Genomic DNA, 19,538 nt, shown 5'->3' with positions numbered 1-19,538 from the left:
CTCCGGGGCGGGCCACTCAGGCGGCCGGCAGAGCTGCCACGCAGCAGGGGGACCAATGGCTGAGGGACCGATCCGGCGCGCCGCACGCAGGCTGCCGCTAGAATGGCTGGGCATTCTGCCCTTTGCGGTTTTTGCCGTTCTCTTCCTGATCCTGCCCACCCTGCGCATCGTGACCGGGGCCTTCCAGGATGCGTCCGGCACCTTCACGCTACAGAACCTGATCGACCTGAACACGCCGTCGATCCGCAACGCCTACTGGACCTCGATCAGGCTCAGCCTGATCACCGCGGCGCTGGGCTGTGCGGTGGGCTTTGCGATGTCGGCGGCGGTGGTCTTCGGCGGGCTTCCCCGCGGCTTGCGTTCGCCGCTTCTCACCTTCTCGGGCGTCGCCTCGAACTTCGCCGGCGTGCCGCTGGCCTTTGCCTTCATCGCCACGCTGGGCCCCGCCGGGCTGATCACCGTCTGGCTGCGCACCGAGTTCGGCATCAACCTGCGCGCCATGGGGTTCAACCTTCTGTCCTTCTGGGGGCTGGTGGTCACCTACCTCTTCTTCCAGATCCCGCTGATGATCCTGATCATCACCCCGGCGCTGGACGGGCTCAAGCGCGAATGGCGCGAGGCCGCCGAGGTTCTGGGCGCGACGCGGGCGCAATACTGGCGCATGGTTGCGCTGCCGATCCTGTTCCCATCGCTTCTGGGCACCTTTGCCCTTCTGTTCGCCAACGCCTTCGGTGCGGTCGCCACCGCCTTTGCGCTGACAGGCCCGCAACTGAACATCGTGCCGATCAAGCTGTTCGCGCAGATCAGGGGCGACGTGCTGGGCAACCCGAACCTCGGCTTTGCGCTGGCCTTCGGCATGATCGTCATCACCGTGATCGCCAACACGCTGTACATCTGGCTGCGCGTCCGGTCCGAAAGGTGGCTGAAATGACCCGCATCATCGCCTGGGGCGTCTTCCTTCTGGGGTGCCTGTACTTCCTTCTGCCGCTGGTCGGCATGACCGAGTTCAGCCTGCGGATGCGGCGCGGGGAATATTCCTTCGACGCCTACCGCGTGGTCTTCGGCGACCCGCGCTTCTGGGACACCTTCAGCTATTCGCTGATCCTGTCAGGGGCAACGATCCTGGTCGGCGTGTTCCTGGTGGTGCCCACCGCCTACTGGGTGAGGCTGAAACTGCCGCAGGCGCGGCCCTTTGTCGAATTTGTCACCCTCCTGCCGCTGGTCATCCCGGCCATCGTGATCGTCTTCGGCTATATCCGGCTTTACAACACCTCCAGCTTCCTGCCGCTGACCGGCTCGGCGCTGGGGACCGATATCCTTCTGACCATGGGCTATACCACGCTGGCGCTGCCCTACATGTATCGCTCGGTCGATACGGGCCTGCGCACGATCGACGTTGCGACGCTGACCGAAGCCGCACAATCGCTTGGTGCTGGCTGGATCACCATCCTTGGCCGGATCATCCTGCCGAACGTGATGATCGCGGTCCTGTCCGGCGCCTTCCTGACGCTGGCCATCGTCATGGGCGAATTCACCATGGCTGCGCTGCTGAACCGCCCGGCCTTCGGGCCCTACATGCAGCTGATCGGGGCCAACCGCGCCTATGAACCCCCGGCGCTGGCCGTGATCGCCTTTGCCCTGACCTGGGGCTGCATGGGGCTGATGCAGCTGGTCGCCCGTCTTGCCAAACACGAAAGAGCCAAGGCCTGATGTCCTTCCTGACCCTGACCCATCTGGAAAAAAGCTTCGGCACGAACCGCGTGGTGAAGGATTTCAACCTGTCGGTCGAAAAGGGCGAGTTCATCTCGCTGCTCGGCCCCTCGGGCTGCGGCAAGACCACGGTCCTGCGCATGATCGCCGGGTTCGAGGCGCCGACCTCGGGGTCAATCATCATTGACGGACAGGAAGTGACCGGCCTTCGCGCCAATGCCCGCAACATCGGCATGATGTTCCAGGCCTACGCCCTGTTTCCGAACCTGACCGTGGCCGAAAACGTGGCCTTCGGACTGAAGGTCAAGGGCGTCGCCAAGGCCGAACGCGAGGCGCGGGTGGCCGAGATGCTGGCACTGATCGGCCTGCCAGAGCTTGGCGGGCGCTTCCCCTTCCAGCTGTCGGGCGGCCAGCAGCAGCGCGTGGCCCTGGCCCGCGCCCTGGCGCCGAAACCGCGCGTCCTTCTGCTGGACGAACCCCTCTCCGCACTGGATGCCAAGGTGCGCGTCTCGTTGCGCAACCAGATCCGCGAGATCCAGCAGGATCTGGGCATCACCACGATCTTCGTCACCCACGACCAGGAAGAGGCGATGTCGATTTCCGACCGCATCGTGGTGATGAACGCCGGAATCGCCGACCAGGTCGGCACGCCCTTCGAGATCTACAACCGCCCGACCACGCGATTCGTGGCGAACTTCGTCGGCACGCTGAACACCTTCGAGGTCACGGTCGAAGACCCCGCCGCAGGCAAGGTCCGCCTGGGGGGATCGATCATGACCCTGCCCGCCGCCCTGAATGCGGGCACGGGGTCCGCGCAATCCATCGCACTGCGCCCCGAGGCGCTGCGGCTGGGCCGCGAACCCGGTTACGAAACGGTCATCTCTGGCCGGATCGAGGATGTGCACTTCATGGGCTCGATCATCCGGCTGCGTGCCAACGTGGCGGGGGAAACGGTCGTGCTGGACACGTTCAACCGCGCCGACCAGCCGCCCCCGGTGCCTGGAACCGGCATCGAGATCAGCCTTTCGGGCAAGGATGCGATCCTGTTGCAGGGATGAAGCCAGGCGCAGGGCCCTGCGATGGCGTCAGGCACCTGTCAGGCAATCGGTGTCAGAGGCCCCGCCTGCAATGACCGTTGCGCCCTGGCCGGCCGCATGTGAACCATCGCGCAAGGAGGCGGGATGAAGCAGCGCAGCCGGATCTCGGTGCAGCAGACCCAGCGCATGGCGCTGACGACGACGCTTGCCGCCTCGATCCGCGTGCTGCGCGCCGATGCAGCCGGCCTTGCCCGCTATCTGGAGGAGCAGGCGTCCGAAAACCCGGCGCTGGTCGTCACCCGCCCGCCGCCCTCGGACTGGACCCCGCGCTGGAAGTCCGCGCTTGGCCCAAGGGGCGAGATGCCCGAGACGGCCACGGCGGCGCCAAGCCTGGTCGGCCATGCCCTGGGGCTGATCGCAGCCCTGCGCCTCAGCGGGGCCGAGGCGCGCCTGGCCGAGGCCCTGATCGAGACGCTGGAGCCGTCCGGCTGGCTTGGCCGTCCATTGGCCGCCCTTGCGACACAGGCGGGCTTGCGCCTGGCCGAGGCCGAGGCTGTGCTGCGCCGGTTGCAGCAGCAGGCCGAGCCGACCGGCCTGTTTGCCCGGAATCTGGCTGAATGCCTGCGCCTTCAGGCCGAGGACGCGGGCGAGCTTGACGCGCCCATGGCCGCGGTTCTGGACCGGCTGGACCTGGTGGCGCGGGGCGACATCGACCGTCTCGCGCGCGAGGCGGGAGTGGATGCGGCGTCGATCCGCGCCCGGATCGGCACGCTACGCGGCTACGATCCGAAACCCGGCGCACGCTTCGAACCCTGCGCCGCCCCGGTGCGCGAACCCGACCTGATCGCCGAGAAGGGGCCGGACGGCTGGACCGTCTCGCTGAACCGATCGGCATTGCCGACCGTCTCGGTCGCCGAGGGCCGCGGCAAGGGCCGGGCCGAGGCGAGGGCGATCCTGCGCATGGTCGAGGGGCGCAACAGAACCCTTCTGGCCGTAGGGCAGGAGATCCTGGCCCGGCAGGTCGCGGCACTGGAGCAGGGGATCGGCGCGCTGGTGCCGATGACCATGGCCGAGGTGGCCGAAACGCTGCGGCTTCATGAAAGCACCGTCAGCCGGGTCGTCGCGGGGACGGCCGTGGATACGCCGCGCGGCACATGGTGGCTGCGGGCGCTGTTCACCCGGTCGGTGCGCGAAGGCGGCCCGGCGTCGGGCGCCCTGCGCGACCGGCTGGCGCGGCTGGTCGCGGCCGAGGATCCGGCAGCGCCCCTGTCGGACGAGGCCCTGGCCCTTGCCCTGGCCGAGGGCGGCGCCCCCATCGCGCGGCGCACGGTGGCCAAGTATCGCACCATGCTGGGCCTGCCACCCGCCCATCGCCGCCGTCAGCGGCAGTGATGTCGTTTCCGGGGCTGACAGTGCGGCCCATCTGCCCTAGCTGGCGGGAAACGGCGGCTGCAAGGGGCGACCATGGCCATCTTTCTGGGTGTCGATACCGGGGGCACCTATACCGACGCGGTGATCCTGGACGACGGAACGAACCGCATCCTCGGCAAGGCCAAGGCGCTGACCTCTCGCCATGATCTTGCCGTGGGCATCGGCCAGGCCGTGGATGCCGCGATTGCCGCAGCCGGGGTGACGGCGGGGGATGTGGCGCTGGTGTCGCTGTCCACCACGCTGGCCACCAATGCGTTGGTCGAAGGGCAGGGCGCACGCGTGGCACTGGTCTTCATCGGCTTTGACGATTCCGACCTGGGCCGGGGCGGCCTGACCGAGGCGCTGAAGGGCGATCCCGTGGTGCGCCTGCCCGGCGGCCATACCCATGCCGGAACCGAGGTCGCGCCGCTGGACCTTGATCTGCTGGAACTGATGGTGCGCGAAATCGGCAACGAGGTCTCGGGCTTTGCCGTCGCCGCCCAGTTCGCCACCCGCAACCCCGCGCACGAGATTGCGGCGCGCGACCTGATCCGCCGGGTCACCGGCCGACCCGTGACCTGTTCGCACGAGCTTTCGGCCAATCTGAACGGGCCGAAGCGCGCGCTGACCGCCGTCCTCAATGCCCGGCTGATCGGCATGATCGACCGCCTGGTTGCCGCCTGCGAACGGCACCTGGTGCAGGTGGGAATCGACGCGCCGCTGATGGTGGTGCGGGGCGACGGGGCGCTGATTTCCGCCGCCATGGTGCGCGAACGCCCGATCGAGACCATTCTTTCCGGCCCCGCCGCCAGCATCGTCGGCGCGCGCTGGCTGACCGGGGCGCAGGATGCCCTGGTCAGCGACATCGGCGGCACGACGACCGATGTGGCCCTGCTGCGTGACGGTCTGCCCGAGATCGACCCGCAAGGCGCCCGCGTCGGCGGCTTCCGCACCATGGTCGAGGCGGTGGCGATGCGCACCACCGGCCTTGGCGGCGACAGCGAGGTGCATCTGGTCACCGAAGGGCTGACGGGCGGCCTGCGCCTTGGCCCCCGGCGGTTGATGCCGGTCTCGCTGCTGGCCGTCGAACACGGGCCGATGGTCCATGCAGCACTGGACCGCTGGCTGTCATCGGATGCGGTGGGCGAGATGGATGGCCGCTTCGTCGTGCCGATGTCCGGCCAGCGCGGGGGGTTGGGGGCCCGCGACCTGGCCGTGCTGGACCGGATCACGCAGCCGATGCCGATGGCGCAGGCGCTGACCTCGCGGCTGGAGGTCGCGGCGCTGGAACGGCTGGTGGCGCGCGGGCTGGTGATGCTGTCGGGGGTTACGCCGTCGGACGCCGCGCATGTCCTGGGGCGGCTAGACAGCTGGGACCGGCAGGCTGCCGAAAAGGCGCTGCGGCTGATGGCCCGGCGGCGGACCGGTGCAGGTGAACGTTTCGCAACCGGGCCCGAGGGCTTGGCCCAGGCTGTGGTGGACCAGTTGACCCGGCAGACGGTCGATTGCCTTCTGGAGGCCGCCTTCGGCGAGGATCCGGCCTTCGACAGCGAATCGCCAGAGATGCTGGCCCGCCACATCCTTGCGCGCCGGGGTCTCGACCGGCATCGGGGCGTGGTGCAGACCGACCTGCGGCTGGGGGTGCCGGTGATCGGCCTCGGCGCCTCGGCCCCGTCCTACTACGGCGCGGTGGGCGAGCGGCTGGGGTGCGACATGATCCTGCCGGAACATGCCGGGGTGGCCAATGCCATCGGTGCCGTGGCAGGCCAGGTCAGCCAGCGCGCGACGGGTCTGGTCTCATCGCCTGCCGAGGGGCGCTATGTGGCGCATCTGGCCGCGGGCCTGGAAAGCTTTGCCTCGGTCGAAGCGGCCCTCGCGGCAGTCGAGGCGGCTGTGGTCACAGAAGCCTCCGATCGGGCGCGTCAGGCGGGCGCGGTGGACCTGCGCGTCACTGTGGACCGCGCCGTGAAGGAGGTCGAGATCGAAGGGCGCACCATGTTCATCGAGGCGAAGGTCACCGCCACGGCCTCGGGCCGGCCGCGCATCGCCCGTTCGGCCTGACGACAGGAGACCCGGCCATGCCCAAGCCTGAAACGCCGGTCGAGGGTTTCCTCGCGCCCCTCGCCCGCCATGCCCGCAAGCTGCCCGACCTGGAGGGGCTGGTCTTCTGGGGCGGCGCGGGGGACTGGGACGCCTACCCGTCCGAGGCGCTGGAAGCCGAAGAGATCGCCTTCTATGCCGAAGGCCTGCTGCTGGACGGGTTCCGCATGCAGTGGTCCCTTCTTGCGACAGCCGACATGCCCGACCGGCCCGACCACCTCCGGCTGGAGTTCTGGCAGGATGACAGCCCCGCTCCGCCGCCGCCGAAAGGCTGGGTCCTGCTGGAGCGGGCAGTCTGGACCGGTGCCTGACCGGCCCTTAGGCGACCTGCCGCTGCGCGGAAGGCGGTAATCGGCTTCGACGGGGAAAGGGCCCTGGCCGACGATCTGCTCGATCATGCCCCGGGGCTTGGACTTGCCGTGCAGCAGGCAAGGGGCCGGACCATGCGCCCGCCCGCGCCGGCATTCTGCCGGACGTGCTAAATGCCTGCTGGCATCATATCCGTGGCACAGTGCACATCCGAACTGCGCAACCGCTTGCCTGACCACTGTCGCCCGGCCCGGCGTCCCCCTATGTTTGCGCAGGAACAGCCCGAAGGATCCTGCCGATGCGTGTGCTTTACGACCCGGAACCCCGCACCACCGACGACATCTTCACCCCGGAAGACCTGAAGGCGTTCCGCAGCCGGAATCAGGTGACCGAATGGCAGGGCGAGGATCGTGACGCATTCTATGCAGCCCACCTGCCCCGGACCGAGATCCTGATCTCGCAGCAGCCCATGGGCGCAGAGCGGCTGGCCCTGGCTCCGGCCTTGCGCGCCATCTTCAACGTCGAAACCAATTTCCTGCCGAACATCGATTACGAGGAATGCTTCCGCCGCGGCATTCATGTGCTGGCCCCCGGCGCAGTCTTCGCCGCCCCCGTGGCCGAAATGGCGCTGGGAATGGCGCTGTCGCTTGCCCGCAACATCCACGGCCAACACGCCGCCTTCCTGAGGTCAGAGGAGAAATGGCTGTTCGAGGGCAACCGCGAATCGGAACTGCTTGCGGGCTCGACCGTCGGCATCATCGGTTTCGGCGATCTGGGCCGCGCGCTGCACCGGCTGCTCGCCCCCTTCGGCTGCCGGGTGCAGGCGCATGACCCATGGCTGCCCGCCGGCCACCTCAGGCGCCTTGGCGTCGAGCCCGTCGATTTCGATACGCTCATGTCCGGGAACCGCTTCGTCTTCGTCATGGCGTCGATCACCACGGAAAACAGTGGCATGATCGACGCCCGCGCCCTGTCGCTGATGCAGCCTGGGGCCATGCTGCTGCTGATGTCCCGCGCGGCCGCGGCCGATTTTCCCGCGCTCTGCGCCGCTGCCGCCGCAGGCCGGATCCGCGTGGCAACCGACGTCTTTCCGGTCGAGCCGCTGCCCAAGGACGACCCGATCCGCCACACGCCCAACATGCTGTTTTCCCCGCACCGTGCCGGTGCCCTGAGCTTCGCACTCAGGGAAATCGGCACACGCGTGCTGGAGGACATGGACCTGATCGCCCGCAACCTGCCGCCGGTCTCATGCCGCAGGGCGGAACGCGAAACCGTCGCCATGATGCGGTCAAAGCCGGTCGATCGTTCCTGACGTGGTGCAGGACCAGGCCGCTCGTCGCTGACCTGGTCACTCCTCGCCGGGCCTCCGACGAGGAGACGATGTCGAATGCAGAGGCTGCCCGCTAGAGCCGCGACAGCACCAGCCCGCCCAGAACCATCGCCGCCGCCGCAATCCGCGTGGGCGTGATCTCGCGAACCGCCATGCCCAGCGCGCCGGTCGCGTCGATCACCAGCGCCGCCGCCATCTGCCCGAAGACCAGCGCCGCAACCAGGGTGACGACCCCCAGTGACGCCACACCCCAGACGGCCGCGAACACATACCAGGCGCCAAGGACGCCGCCCGCAAGGGTCCAGACCGGCACGGCGGTCAGCCTTGCATAGGCCCCGCCCTGCCCCTGAACCAGCGACGCTACCAGCAGCACCAGGAACCCCACGCCGAAGGATACCGCCGCCGCCGGTACCGCTCCGCCCAGCCCGCGCCCCAGCGCCGCGTTGATCGGGGCCTGCACCGCAATCGCCACCCCGCCCAAAGCCACTGCCGCCACTGCCCACCACATGCCTGCCTCCTTCGCTGAAGTGTGCAGGCAACCACGCCGCCGGCGGGACGACAACCTGCCCGTTTGCACGCTTGCCCTGCGCAGCGGAATGGGCAGACTGGCAGCATCCCGGTTTGCGCAGGCAACCCTTTCGGCTGCGCAAGGCGAACCCCCGGCGCCTGCCAGCAGAGACCCGCATGGCCTTCACCCTTCGCCAGTTGCAATTCTTCGTCGCCGCCGCCGAGGCCGGTTCGGTTTCCGGCGCGGCGCGGGCCCTGTCGATCAGCCAGTCGTCTGTGACCGAGGCGATCCGCAGCCTGGAAGACGACCTTGGCGTTATCCTGTTCGACCGGCAGGCGCGCGGGTTGATGATAACGCACAAGGGGTCGGCCTTCCTTCGCCATGCCCGCAAGATCCTTGCCGACGTTGCCAGTGCGCGCGCCGCCTTCCAGACCGAGGCCGAGGCCGCGACCGGCCGGCTGTCGCTGGGCGTCACCAGCCTGGTCGCGGGCTATGTGCTGTCCGACATCCTGTCGCGCTACCGCCGTGCCTTCCCCCAGATCGAACTCAACGTGATCGAGGACAACGGCGACTATCTGCAGCACCTTCTGATCGGGGGCGAACTTGATGTGGCGGTCCTTCTGACCTCGTCGGTCAAGGACCGGCTGGCCCTGAACGTCGAAACGCTGCTTGTGTCGCCCTACCGGCTCTGGCTGCCGCTTGGTCACCCGCTTGCGCAGCAGGAATCGATCACGCTGGAGGAACTGGCCGGTCAGCCCCTGATCCAGCTGATGGTGGACGAGATCGAGGAATCGACCCGCCGTCTTACGGCCGCCCTGCCGGTGAAACCGCAGATCACCTTCCGCACTCGCAGCGTCGAGGCGGTGCGGTCGCTGGTGGCCACCGGCGCGGGCCTGGCCATCCTGCCCAGCCTTGTCTACCGCCCCTGGTCGCTGGAAGGCGACCGGATCGAGATCCGCGATGTCTCGGGCGACCTGCCCACGGTTCAGGTGGGCCTTGCCTGGCGCAAGGGGGCGCCCCTTTCGGTGCCGGCGCACAACTTCGTGCGATCCGCCCAGGTCGGCATCCCCGCGCGCAGCGGGGCCTCGCCGTGAGAATCCTGCTGCACATGGGGCAGGGCAAGACAGGCACGACAGCCTTGCAGCAGGCCCTGCATGGGGCGCGCGCCGGGCTGGCGCAGGCCGGGGTGTTCTATCCGGCTTTCGGCGGAACCGAGTTCGCCCACCATCTGCTGCTTGCTCTGGTCGAGGATCCTGCGCGCCTGCCCGCCGCCTATCTTGCCGCCAGAGGTGGCGCCGAGGCGGTCGTGGAACGTGCCTGGCAGGCCTGGAACCGCGCCTGCGCCCGGGTCCGGGTGGACCGGCCCGCCGTCCTGGTCCTGTCGAGCGAATTCCTGATCCAGCACACCGGGGGTCCGGCGAAACGGCGCCTTTGCGGGCTGCTGTCCGAACTGTCGGACGACATCAGCCCCATTCTCTACATCCGTCACCCCGTCGAGCATTTCCGGTCGCGGCTGCAGGAGTGGCTGAAGGTCGAGAACCGCCCCCTTCCCCCCCTGCGCGAAGCCCTGCGAGATGCCATTTCCGATACCGAGGCCGCCTTCGGCCGCCCTGTCGTGCTGCGCCCCTACGATCGCCGCGTCCTTGCCGGCGGCGATATCGCCGCCGATTTCGCCGCCAGCTTCCTGTGCGGGCACGCCCCACCCGACAGCCTGGCCGGCCGCATCGTGAATCCGGGGTTGTCGGCCGAAGCACTTGTCCTGATGTTCCGTCTGCGCGCTGCCGCGGGGGCAACGGTGGAGGCCACCCGTCAGGTTGCCTGCCTGATCCGACCGCTGACCGACCTTGATCGCGAAGACCCCCCCGAACTGCCGCTGACCCTTCACCCCGGGGTGGCGGCGGCCGTCCTGCGGTCTTCCGACTGCCACCGCTGGCTGTGCCAGACCGGAAGGCTGGCTATTCCCGGCCTGGACCCCGCACAGATCGACGGTGCGCCGCTGCCGGGCTGGCTGCTGGCCGCCCCGCCGGACAGGCTTTTTCCGCATGATCCGCAGCGCCTGAACCGCCTGGCAGGGCGACTGCGCAGCCTCTGCCCCGGCCTGATGGACGGTCTGTCCTGCAACCCATCGGAATAACCGATATCACTCATAAGCGTTTTGCATTTGCGATTTCTGCGCAGTTGCCTAGCCTACTGACATGACCGGCACACCGGCACATCGCCTCTGCCGCCACGCGGACGCGGTTCATCCACAGGGAGTCTGATATGCAATCCATTAAACTCATGGCCACGACGGCTCTTTGCGCGTTGACCGGCCTTGGCCCTGCCCTTGCCCAGATCACCGAGATCGGCGCCCCCGAGGGGCAGGTGAACATCGTCGCATGGCCCGGCTACATCGAACGCGGCGAGACGATGAAGGAATTCGACTGGGTCACCAAGTTCGAGGAAGCCACCGGCTGCAAGGTCAACGTCAAGACCGCCAACACCAGCGACGAAATGGTGGCGCTGATGAACGAAGGCGGGTTCGACTTGGTCACCGCATCGGGCGATGCCAGCCTGCGGCTGGTGGCAGGCGACAGGGTGCAGCCGATCAACATCGACCTGATCCCGTCCTGGAACACGGTGGACGACCGCTTGAAGAGCGCACCTTGGCACACGGTGAACGGCGTGCACTACGGCGTGCCGTACATGTGGGGGCCGAACGTGCTGATGTACAACACCGAGGTATTCAAGGAGCCGCCAACCTCGTGGAATGTGGTGTTCGAAGAGATGATGCTGCCTGACGGCAAGTCGAACAAGGGTCGGGTCCAGGCCTATGACGGCCCGATCCACATTGCCGACGCCGCGCAGTATCTGATGTTCCACAAGCCCGAACTGGGCATCACCTCGCCCTACGAGCTGAACGAGGAACAGTACAAGGCCGCGCTGGACCTTCTGCGCCAGCAGCGCAACCTGGTCAGCCGTTACTGGCATGATGCCTTCATCCAGATCGACGACTTCAAGAACGAGGGCGTCGTGGCCTCGGGCTCCTGGCCATTCCAGGTTAACCTGCTGAAGGCGGATGGTCAGCCGGTGGCCTCGACGATCCCGCAGGAAGGCGCCACCGGCTGGGCCGACACCACGATGATGCATGTGAATGCCGCCAACCCGAACTGCGCCTATCTGTGGATGGAACATACGCTGTCCTCGAACCTGCAATCGGACCTCGCGGTCTGGTTCGGCGCCAACCCCAGCGTGCCGGCCGCCTGCACCGATGGGCGCGGCATGTCCACCGCCGAAAGCTGTGCGGCGAACGGGATGAACGATTTCGACAAGATCCGGTTCTGGACCACCCCGGTGTCGAACTGCTCTCAGGGCGAAGGGGCTTGTGTGCCCTATTACCGCTGGGTGTCCGATTACATCGGCGTGATCGGCGGGCGCTGATGCGCCCCCTTGCCCCCCTAGCGCAAGCAAGGGGGGATATTAGCCGGGCCTGAAGCCCTAGCCCTGCCGGCCGACCCCTGCGCCTCCTACCCCCCTCGTCGGGGGGTAGGGTGGGATGGGGGGAGCCGGGTTCAGATTGCGTGACCCGTTTCCATGACCGCAGCCGTCGAATTCCAGAATGTCTCCCGCCACTTCGGCAGTGTCCGCGCCGTCGATGGTGTGGACCTGACCATCGCCGAAGGCAGTTTCTTCGCCATGCTCGGGCCGTCAGGCTCGGGCAAGACCACCTGCCTGCGGCTGATCTCGGGATTCGAAAAGCCGACCTCGGGCACGATCCGCATCTTCGGCGAAGATGTCTCCTCGGTTCCGCCGCATCTGCGCAACGTCAACACGGTGTTCCAGGACTATGCGCTGTTTCCGCACATGAACGTGCGCGACAACGTGGCCTACGGGCTAATGGTCAAGGGCATGGGCCGCGCCCAGCGCCATGCGAAGGCCGAGGAGATGCTGGCGCTGGTGAAACTGTCCGGCTACGGCGACCGCAAGCCCGCGCAGCTGTCGGGCGGGCAGCGTCAGCGTGTGGCGCTGGCCCGCGCCCTGGTAAACGAGCCGCGCGTGCTGCTGCTGGACGAGCCACTGGGCGCCCTTGACCTGAAGCTGCGCGAGGCGATGCAGGACGAGCTGAAGGCCCTGCAACACAAGCTGGGGCTGACCTTCGTCTTCGTCACCCACGACCAGCACGAGGCCCTGTCGATGGCCGACCATCTGGCCGTCTTCAACGAGGGGAAGATCGCCCAGATCGGCACCCCGCAAGACATATATGACCGCCCTGCCACGCGGTTCGTGGCGGATTTCGTCGGCTCGTCCAACGTGCTGCCGCCCGAACTGACCCGCGCGCTTGGCGGACCGCCGCAATGGGCAAGCCTGCGCCCCGAAGCGACGAAGCTGGCCGCAACCGGGCCGGTGTCGGGCCCGGTGACGGCGCTGCGCTACCTGGGATCCGGCACACGGGTGGTGATCCGGGCAGGCGAAACCGAGATCGCCGCGCTGGTCCCCGCAGGCGAGCCGGTGCCGGCCGAGGGCGAGATCCGCGCCATCGCCTTCGCGCCGCAGGCCCTGCATCTGATGGGAGAAGCGTGATGCGCGGCGCCAGGAGCATCCATCGCAGGGGGCGCTGCCCCCTCGCGCCTTGCGGCGCTCACCCCCGGGATATTTCGGAACGGAAGAAGTATGGCAGGATGCGGCTTCTTCCGTTCGCAACTATTCCCGCCAGAGGCTGCGGCGCCGGGCAGGGGCGCACAGGATCGGAACCAGGTATCCGGGCAGCATGCTCGGGGGAGGGTCGGCGATGAGCGCGCCGGCAATCCTGCCCGCAAGGGGCGCGGCCGACCGGCTGACCGGCGTCTTCTGGCGGCGGCCGAACCTGCTGCTGCTTATCCTCGTGACCCCGCCACTGCTGTGGCTGGGGGTGGTCTATCTGGGCTCGCTTGCGGCGCTGCTGCTGCAAAGCTTCTACTCGATCGACGAATTTTCCGGCGTGGTGAAGGAGGAATTCACGCTCAAGACCTATGCCGAACTGTTCCGCGCGCAGAATCTGGACATCATCCTGCGAACCGTGGTCATGGCGGCAGCGGTTACGCTGACCTGCGCGGTCCTGGCCTTCCCCATCGCCTATTTTGCGGCGCGATACGCGCGCGGCCCATGGAAGGCCGCCTTCTACCTGGGCGTCATGCTGCCCCTTTGGTCGAGCTATCTGGTCAAGGTCTATGCCTGGAAGCTGATCCTGGCCAAGGAAGGGGTGCTGACCTGGGCCGCCTCGGGCACCGGCACGGGCTTTCTGATCGACGGGATCCTGTCGATCCCCGGGCTGGAAGGTTCGTCCCTGTCCACCTCGCCCTTCGGTACCTTCCTGGTCTTCGTCTATATCTGGTTGCCCTACATGATCCTGCCGATGCAGGCCGCGCTGGAGCGGGTGCCCAACTCGATGCTGGAGGCCTCGGCCGACCTGGGCGCCACAAGGGGGCAGACCTTCCGCACGGTGATCCTGCCCCTGGCCATGCCGGGGGTGATCGCGGGGTCGATCTTCACCTTCTCGCTGACCCTGGGAGACTACATCATCCCGCAGATCGTGGGGAATTCCTCACGCTTCATCGGCCTTGCGGTCTATCAGCTGCAGGGCACCGCCGGGAACATTCCGCTGGCCGCAGCCTTCGCGGTCGTCCCCATCGTCATCATGCTGATCTACCTGACGCTTGCAAAACGTGCGGGGGCCTTCGATGCGCTCTGACCGGCCCTCTCTGCTGCTCAAGATCACGGCGATCGGCGGGCTTCTGTTCCTGCACCTGCCGATCCTGTTCATCTTTCTTTACGCCTTCACCACCGAGGAACGCACCTACCAGTTCCCGCCCCCCGGCCTGACGCTGAAATGGTTCGGTGTCGCCTGGGAACGGCCCGACATCTGGCCGCCGCTCTACCTGTCGCTGAAGGTGGCGGCCATCGCCACGCTGATGGCCATGGTTCTGGGCACGCTGGCCGCTGCCGCGATGAGCCGGGCGCGGTTCTTCGGGCGCGATCAGTTGTCCTTGCTCATCATCCTGCCCATCGCCCTGCCGGGCGTCATCACGGGGATGAGCCTGCGGTCGGCCTTCGGGATCATGGACATCCCGTTTTCCACCTGGACCATTGTGCTGGGCCACGCGACCTTCTGCATCGTCATCGTCTACAACAATGCCGTCGCCCGGATGCGGCGCCTGTCGGGCGGGATCATGGAGGCCAGCGCCGACCTGGGCGCCAATGCCTTCCAGACCTTCCGCTACGTGCTGCTGCCCAACCTGGGCTCGGCCCTTCTGGCCGGGGGGATGCTGGCCTTCGCGCTGTCGTTCGACGAGGTGATCGTCACCACCTTTACCGCGGGCCAGCAATCCACCCTGCCGATCTGGATGCTGAACGAGCTGGTCCGCCCGCGGCAGCGCCCTGTGACCAATGTCGTCGCGATCGTGGTCTTTGCCGCCACCTTCGTGCCGATCCTCATCGCCTACTACCTCACCCGCGGCGGGTCCGAGACCGCCGGCATGGGCAAATAAGGGAGGAAACCCCATGACTCTGCACCAATCCATCCACACCCAGTTGCTCATCGGGCCCAACTTCGAGACCGGCCAGGAAACCCCCGAGCCGATCCTGAACCCCCGCACCGGCGGGCTTATCCTTGAGGTGCCCGAGGCATCGACCGCCCAGGTCGATCGCGCTGTCGCCGCCGCCCGTGCGGCCTTCGACAGCTGGTCGCGTACCACGCCGGCTGAACGGTCGGCCGTGCTGCTGGCCATCGCCGACCGGATCGAGGCCGAAGCGGATGCCTTCGCCAGCCTCGAGGCCCTGAACTGCGGCAAGCCGATCAATGCCGCCCGGAACGATGAAATCCCGGCGATCGTCGATTGCTTCCGCTATTTCGCCGGGGCGGTGCGCTGCATGACCGGCACGGTGGCGGGGGAATATCTGTCGGGCCACACCAGCATGATCCGTCGTGACCCGATCGGCGTCATCGCCTCGATCGCGCCGTGGAACTATCCGCTGATGATGATGGCCTGGAAACTGGGCCCGGCCATCGGGGGCGGCAACACGGTGGTGTTCAAGCCCAGCGAACAGACGCCGCTGACCGCACTGAAGCTGGCGCACATCCTGGCCGATGTGCTGCCGGAAGGCGTGGTCAACGTGATCGCCGGGCGGGGCCACACGGTGGGGAACCATCTGATCAACCATCCGCAGGTGGACATGATCAGCCTTACCGGCGACGTGGCCACCGGCAAGAAGATGCTGGATGCCGCCGCCAAGACGGTGAAGCGCACGCATCTGGAACTGGGCGGCAAGGCCCCGGTCGTGGTCTTCGACGATGCCGACATCGGTGCGGTGGTCGAGGGGCTGCGCGCCTTCAGCTTCTACAACGCCGGGCAGGACTGCACCGCCGCCTGCCGGGTCTATGCGGGCAAGAAGATCTATGAAAACCTGGTAGCCGATCTGACCGCGGCAGCATCCTCGATCGTGCTGGGGGACGAGGACGACACCAGAAACGAGATCGGCCCCCTGATCAGCCAACGCCAGCGCGACCGGGTGGCCAGCTTCGTCAACCGCGCGCGCGAGTTGAACCACATCCACATCACCACGGGCGGCGAGGCGATGGACCAAGGCTTCTACTACAAGCCCACCGTCGTTGCCGGCGCCAAGCAGGACGACGAGATCGTCCGGCGCGAAGTGTTCGGGCCGGTGGTCTCCGTCACCCCGTTCAGTGATGTCGAGGAAGCCGTGACCTGGGCCAACGACAGCGACTATGGCCTGGCCTCATCGGTCTGGACCAAGGACGTGGGTCGCGCGATGGCCACGGCGGCGCGGCTGCGCTATGGCTGCACCTGGATCAACACGCATTTCATGCTGACCAATGAAATGCCGCATGGCGGGCTGAAACAGTCGGGCTACGGCAAGGACATGTCGGCCTATGCGCTGGAGGATTACACGGTCGTCCGGCATGTGATGGTCAAGCACGGCTGACGGCGCTTTCCGGTTCGTTGCCCTCTCCGCGCCGGATGTCACCGGCGCAGAGAGGTTGCGGCCTCCAGAGGCAGACCGCATCCGCCAGGCCATGCGTCATGCAGTGGCAGGTCCGCGTGCCTGACGAATGGGGCGCCGGCAAATGACCTGCCTGTTGCGCGCTCCGGTCGGGTGCTGGTCATCCACTTTATTCGTCTGCCTTGCACGCACCGGTTCGGGCCGGTGCGCCCGACTGTCCGTTTCCGGCTGGACATCCGGTTTCGCCGCTGGTTCAAGGACCGCCGAGTTCCGTCCCCCTGCCACATCACACGGGATCCCGCGCCATGCAGCACCTTTACGCCATAGGAGACATCCATGGGCACCTGGATCTGCTGCGGGCCGCGCATGACCTGATTGCCGCTGACATGGCCCGCCATGGCCCCGGCCCGGTGATCCATCTTGGCGACCTCGTGGATCGCGGGCCGGACAGCCGAGGCGTGATCGACTTTCTGATTGCCGGGCTTGCCCAGGGCCACGACTGGATCATCCTGAAGGGCAATCACGACCGGATGTTTGCCCGCTTCCTTCGCGATCCCTGGGAACCCGAACCAGGCCTGCGGGCGGAACTGTCCTGGTTGCACCCACGGCTGGGCGGGGCCGATACCCTGCGGTCCTATGGCGTGGCCAGTGCCGGCGACCGGCCGGTGGAAAAGGTCCATGCCGAGGCGGTCGAGGCCGTGCCGCAGGCGCATGTCGACTTCCTGACCGCAAGACCGACCCTGCATCTTGCGGGAGAGGCGGCTTTTGTTCATGCCGGAATCCGCCCCGGCATTGCCCTGTCGGAACAAACCGAAACCGATCTTGTCTGGATCCGCGATCCCTTCCTGACGGCAACCGAAAGCTTCGGGCCGCTGATCGTGCATGGTCACACGGCGCTGGACCAGCCGACGCATTACGGAAACCGGCTGAACCTTGATTCCGGCGCCGCCTATGGCGGGCCGCTTTCCGCCGTTGTGATCGAGGGGCGCGAGGCATCGCTGCTTGCGCCGTCCGGGCGGCAGAGGCTGGCCATTTCACGGGGCTGAGATCGGTCTTTCGCCAGCCAAAGCCCATGCCCGGACCCGATCAGGGGTCAGGGGTGTTCCCGCCGGATCAGCCGCTTGACCGAACGCAGCCCCAGATAGCCGAAGACAAGGCCAGCAAGGCCCACGACCTCGACCAGCGCAGGGCCGGACGGCATGCCGCGCACAAGCAGTGCCACAGCCATCAGGGCAAGACCCCCGACCGAAACCCATAGCCAGAACCAGAGTTCGCCCCTGCTGGGTCCATAGCGGTAGAGGTTCTTGCCGGTCATTCCAGTCTTCCGTGGCGAAGCTTTTGCCGGCGTGGCACGCGGGCATGGCATCCTTTGCAGGATAGGGCTGAAGGGTGGAAGGCAAGTCCTTGCCGGGCCGCAACAGCCAAAGCGGATGGCAACCGGTGCGGCCAGGCCGCATGCGTATGGACGCTGCGGCCCGCATGTGCTTCCGTCGCGCCATGACCGGACGCCAGACACCCGCCCTTTTCGTGGCAGGAACCATCCTGCTGACCGCTGCATGGCTGTTGTGGATCGGGCGTGAACCGATCTGCCCCTGCGGCCATGTCAGCCTGTGGCATGGCGATGTCGCCAGCGCCGAGAATTCCCAGCACCTGACGGACTGGTATACCCCCAGCCACATCATTCATGGCTTCCTGTTCTACGCCGGGCTGTGGCTGGTGGCGCGGCGGCTGTCCTTTGGCTGGCGGCTGTCGATCGCCACCGCGATCGAATGTCTTTGGGAGATCATCGAGAATTCCGACGCGGTCATCGAACGCTATCGAACGGTGACCATTTCGCTGGACTACTATGGCGACAGCGTCATCAACACGGTTTCGGACGTGTTCGCCATGCTGCTTGGCTTCTGGCTGGCCGCCCGCCTGCCGGTCTGGGCCACGGTCGCGCTGATCGTGCTGTTCGAGGGGGCGACGATCTGGATCATCCGCGACGGGCTGGCGCTGAATATCCTCATGCTGCTCTGGCCGCTTGACTGGGTAGCGGCATGGCAGGCGGCGCGCTAGGCGCGCATGCTGCGCATCGACAGTGCTGCGGCAAGGCCCAACGCAAGGGTGACCCCGGCCAGGATCCAGAAGAAGCCGCGTTCGCCCATGCCCGCCATGATCGGCGCCAGGATCAGCGGGCAGGCGATTCCGCCGATCAGGCCCGAGGCGATGATGGTGGGCGGCACGCGCAGGTCGTCGCCCATCTTGCGACTGGCGGTGACATAGAAGCCGGGGAAGAACATGCCCGCAGGGGCGCCGATCGCGACGAAGAACAGGGCGGGCGAGACAAGGATCGCCCCCAGCGCCAGCACCGCTGTTGCGACGATGGACAGCGTGTAAAGCAGGAAGGGCGCGATCCGGTGGGCAAAGAACACCAGGGCCACCCGCGACAGCAGGAACACCACGAAGAAGGCGCTGAGAAGCTCGGCCGCCCTCGCCTCGGTCTCTCCCGCGCGGATAAGGGCGCTCGGTCCAAGGCCGATCAGGCAGGCTTCCAGCCCGATGGCCATGGCGCCGAAACTCATGATCACCCAATGCGGGCGGAAGGGCCGGGTTTCGCCCGGCGGCGCGGCTGCCGTGCGCCCCGCCGGACCGGCAAAGACCCAAACCACAGCCGCGAAGGCGGCCGTCAGCCCGAAAGACCAGCGCGGGTCGCTGCCAAGCGCCACGAAGATCAGCGGTGCCGCGATGGCACCAACCCCGAAGGTGGCGTTCAGCATGCTCAGCATCGAGGGGCCAAGGGTTCCGAAGGCGCGCAGGACGCGCGGGTTGAACACGGCAGTGGACATTCCATAGCCCGCCCCGAAGACCACCGCCCCGGCGATCGTGACCCACCAGCCGATCAGCAAGGCCATGATGCCCGCGCCAAGCGCCATCACCGCCAGCGCATGCCGGGGCGTGACATGGGCGCCCCTCAGGTACATCAGCCCCACGCCCAGAAAGCAGCCCACCCAATGCGCCGAGACCAGAACCCCCGCCTCGGCAAGACTGACAGCGAAGATGCGCGAAAACGCAGGCAGGGCGGGGCCGTAAAGCGACTGGCCCGCCCCCATCATCACGAATGTCGCCACCCCTGCGACAAGAAGGCCGGCGTTGGCCCGGATCAGCTCTTTCACGA

19 protein-coding genes are annotated in these 19,538 nt (G+C 67.2%); 16 read left to right on the top strand and 3 right to left on the bottom strand.

The genetic code is table 11. The features are described from left to right. The first annotated feature begins 55 nt into the window (after positions 1 to 55). The 7 genes from EZM81_RS04275 (at position 56) to EZM81_RS04245 (ending at position 7,878) form a co-directional block, all read left to right on the top strand. Positions 56 to 931, top strand: coding sequence for an ABC transporter permease subunit (locus EZM81_RS04275; RefSeq protein WP_135447633.1), 876 nt, complete (start codon positions 56 to 58; stop codon positions 929 to 931). After that, complete coding sequence (locus EZM81_RS04270; RefSeq protein WP_135447635.1) at positions 928 to 1,710, top strand: ABC transporter permease; 783 nt, start codon at positions 928 to 930, stop codon at positions 1,708 to 1,710. The genes EZM81_RS04275 and EZM81_RS04270 overlap by 4 nt, the downstream gene beginning before the upstream one ends. Continuing rightward, on the top strand, positions 1,710 to 2,768 hold the full coding sequence (locus tag EZM81_RS04265; protein ID WP_135447637.1) for an ABC transporter ATP-binding protein: 1,059 nt from the start codon (positions 1,710 to 1,712) through the stop codon (positions 2,766 to 2,768). The genes EZM81_RS04270 and EZM81_RS04265 overlap by 1 nt, the downstream gene beginning before the upstream one ends. A gap of 123 nt (positions 2,769 to 2,891) precedes the next feature. Further along, complete coding sequence (locus EZM81_RS04260) at positions 2,892 to 4,139, top strand: RNA polymerase sigma-54 factor (protein ID WP_136644894.1); 1,248 nt, start codon at positions 2,892 to 2,894, stop codon at positions 4,137 to 4,139. Between the two features lie 72 nt (positions 4,140 to 4,211). After that, positions 4,212 to 6,218, top strand: coding sequence for a hydantoinase/oxoprolinase N-terminal domain-containing protein (locus tag EZM81_RS04255; RefSeq protein ID WP_136644893.1), 2,007 nt, complete (start codon positions 4,212 to 4,214; stop codon positions 6,216 to 6,218). A 17-nt stretch (positions 6,219 to 6,235) separates the two neighbouring features. Next, positions 6,236 to 6,568 carry a hypothetical protein gene (locus EZM81_RS04250; RefSeq protein WP_136644892.1) on the top strand — a complete coding sequence of 111 codons (333 nt, stop codon included), beginning with the start codon at positions 6,236 to 6,238 and terminating at the stop codon, positions 6,566 to 6,568. Positions 6,569 to 6,864: 296 nt separating this feature from the next. Further along, on the top strand, positions 6,865 to 7,878 hold the full coding sequence (locus EZM81_RS04245) for a hydroxyacid dehydrogenase (RefSeq protein ID WP_136644891.1): 1,014 nt from the start codon (positions 6,865 to 6,867) through the stop codon (positions 7,876 to 7,878). Between the two features lie 91 nt (positions 7,879 to 7,969). Here EZM81_RS04245 and EZM81_RS04240 read toward each other — a convergent pair whose 3' ends face one another. Further along, positions 7,970 to 8,404 carry a DMT family transporter gene (locus EZM81_RS04240; protein WP_135447647.1) on the bottom strand — a complete coding sequence of 145 codons (435 nt, stop codon included), beginning with the start codon at positions 8,402 to 8,404 and terminating at the stop codon, positions 7,970 to 7,972. Positions 8,405 to 8,580: 176 nt separating this feature from the next. On the opposite strand from EZM81_RS04240, the gene EZM81_RS04235 reads away from it, so the two are divergent. The 8 genes from EZM81_RS04235 to EZM81_RS04200 all read left to right on the top strand — a co-directional run bounded on the left by EZM81_RS04235 (position 8,581) and on the right by EZM81_RS04200 (position 17,427). Next, the gene (locus EZM81_RS04235) at positions 8,581 to 9,498 is read left to right on the top strand and encodes a LysR family transcriptional regulator (protein WP_136644890.1); all 918 of its coding nucleotides are present in this window, start codon (positions 8,581 to 8,583) and stop codon (positions 9,496 to 9,498) included. Beyond that, positions 9,495 to 10,538 (top strand): hypothetical protein, encoded by a 1,044-nt coding sequence (locus tag EZM81_RS04230; protein ID WP_136644889.1) that lies wholly within the window; start codon positions 9,495 to 9,497, stop codon positions 10,536 to 10,538. The genes EZM81_RS04235 and EZM81_RS04230 overlap by 4 nt, the downstream gene beginning before the upstream one ends. A 146-nt stretch (positions 10,539 to 10,684) precedes the next feature. Further along, on the top strand, positions 10,685 to 11,824 hold the full coding sequence (locus EZM81_RS04225) for an ABC transporter substrate-binding protein (protein WP_248298133.1): 1,140 nt from the start codon (positions 10,685 to 10,687) through the stop codon (positions 11,822 to 11,824). A gap of 153 nt (positions 11,825 to 11,977) precedes the next feature. Next, positions 11,978 to 12,964, top strand: a complete 987-nt coding sequence (locus EZM81_RS04220) for an ABC transporter ATP-binding protein (protein WP_135447656.1) — start codon at positions 11,978 to 11,980, stop codon at positions 12,962 to 12,964. 208 nt (positions 12,965 to 13,172) lie between these two features. After that, entirely contained in the window at positions 13,173 to 14,111 is a 939-nt protein-coding gene (locus EZM81_RS04215; RefSeq protein WP_211195382.1) for an ABC transporter permease, read from the top strand. Then, entirely contained in the window at positions 14,101 to 14,907 is an 807-nt protein-coding gene (locus EZM81_RS04210; RefSeq protein WP_136644886.1) for an ABC transporter permease, read from the top strand. The genes EZM81_RS04215 and EZM81_RS04210 overlap by 11 nt, the downstream gene beginning before the upstream one ends. A 31-nt stretch (positions 14,908 to 14,938) precedes the next feature. Beyond that, positions 14,939 to 16,363 (top strand): gamma-aminobutyraldehyde dehydrogenase, encoded by a 1,425-nt coding sequence (locus EZM81_RS04205; protein WP_136644966.1) that lies wholly within the window; start codon positions 14,939 to 14,941, stop codon positions 16,361 to 16,363. A 323-nt stretch (positions 16,364 to 16,686) separates the two neighbouring features. Then, the gene (locus tag EZM81_RS04200; RefSeq protein ID WP_136644885.1) at positions 16,687 to 17,427 is read left to right on the top strand and encodes a metallophosphoesterase; all 741 of its coding nucleotides are present in this window, start codon (positions 16,687 to 16,689) and stop codon (positions 17,425 to 17,427) included. 47 nt (positions 17,428 to 17,474) lie between these two features. Here EZM81_RS04200 and EZM81_RS04195 read toward each other — a convergent pair whose 3' ends face one another. Further along, positions 17,475 to 17,696, bottom strand: a complete 222-nt coding sequence (locus tag EZM81_RS04195; protein WP_136644884.1) for a hypothetical protein — start codon at positions 17,694 to 17,696, stop codon at positions 17,475 to 17,477. A 182-nt stretch (positions 17,697 to 17,878) separates the two neighbouring features. On the opposite strand from EZM81_RS04195, the gene EZM81_RS04190 reads away from it, so the two are divergent. After that, entirely contained in the window at positions 17,879 to 18,439 is a 561-nt protein-coding gene (locus EZM81_RS04190) for a DUF2585 domain-containing protein (RefSeq protein ID WP_136644883.1), read from the top strand. Here the strand turns inward: EZM81_RS04190 and EZM81_RS04185 are convergent. Beyond that, complete coding sequence (locus tag EZM81_RS04185; RefSeq protein WP_136644882.1) at positions 18,436 to 19,536, bottom strand: sugar MFS transporter; 1,101 nt, start codon at positions 19,534 to 19,536, stop codon at positions 18,436 to 18,438. The genes EZM81_RS04190 and EZM81_RS04185 overlap by 4 nt on opposite strands. Between the last annotated feature and the right edge of the window lie 2 nt (positions 19,537 to 19,538).

The organism is Tabrizicola sp. YIM 78059, from assembly GCF_004959785.1.
GTDB classification, from domain to species: Bacteria; Pseudomonadota; Alphaproteobacteria; order Rhodobacterales; family Rhodobacteraceae; genus Tabrizicola; species Tabrizicola caldifontis.
This window is presented reverse-complemented; position numbering and strand designations above follow the sequence as displayed.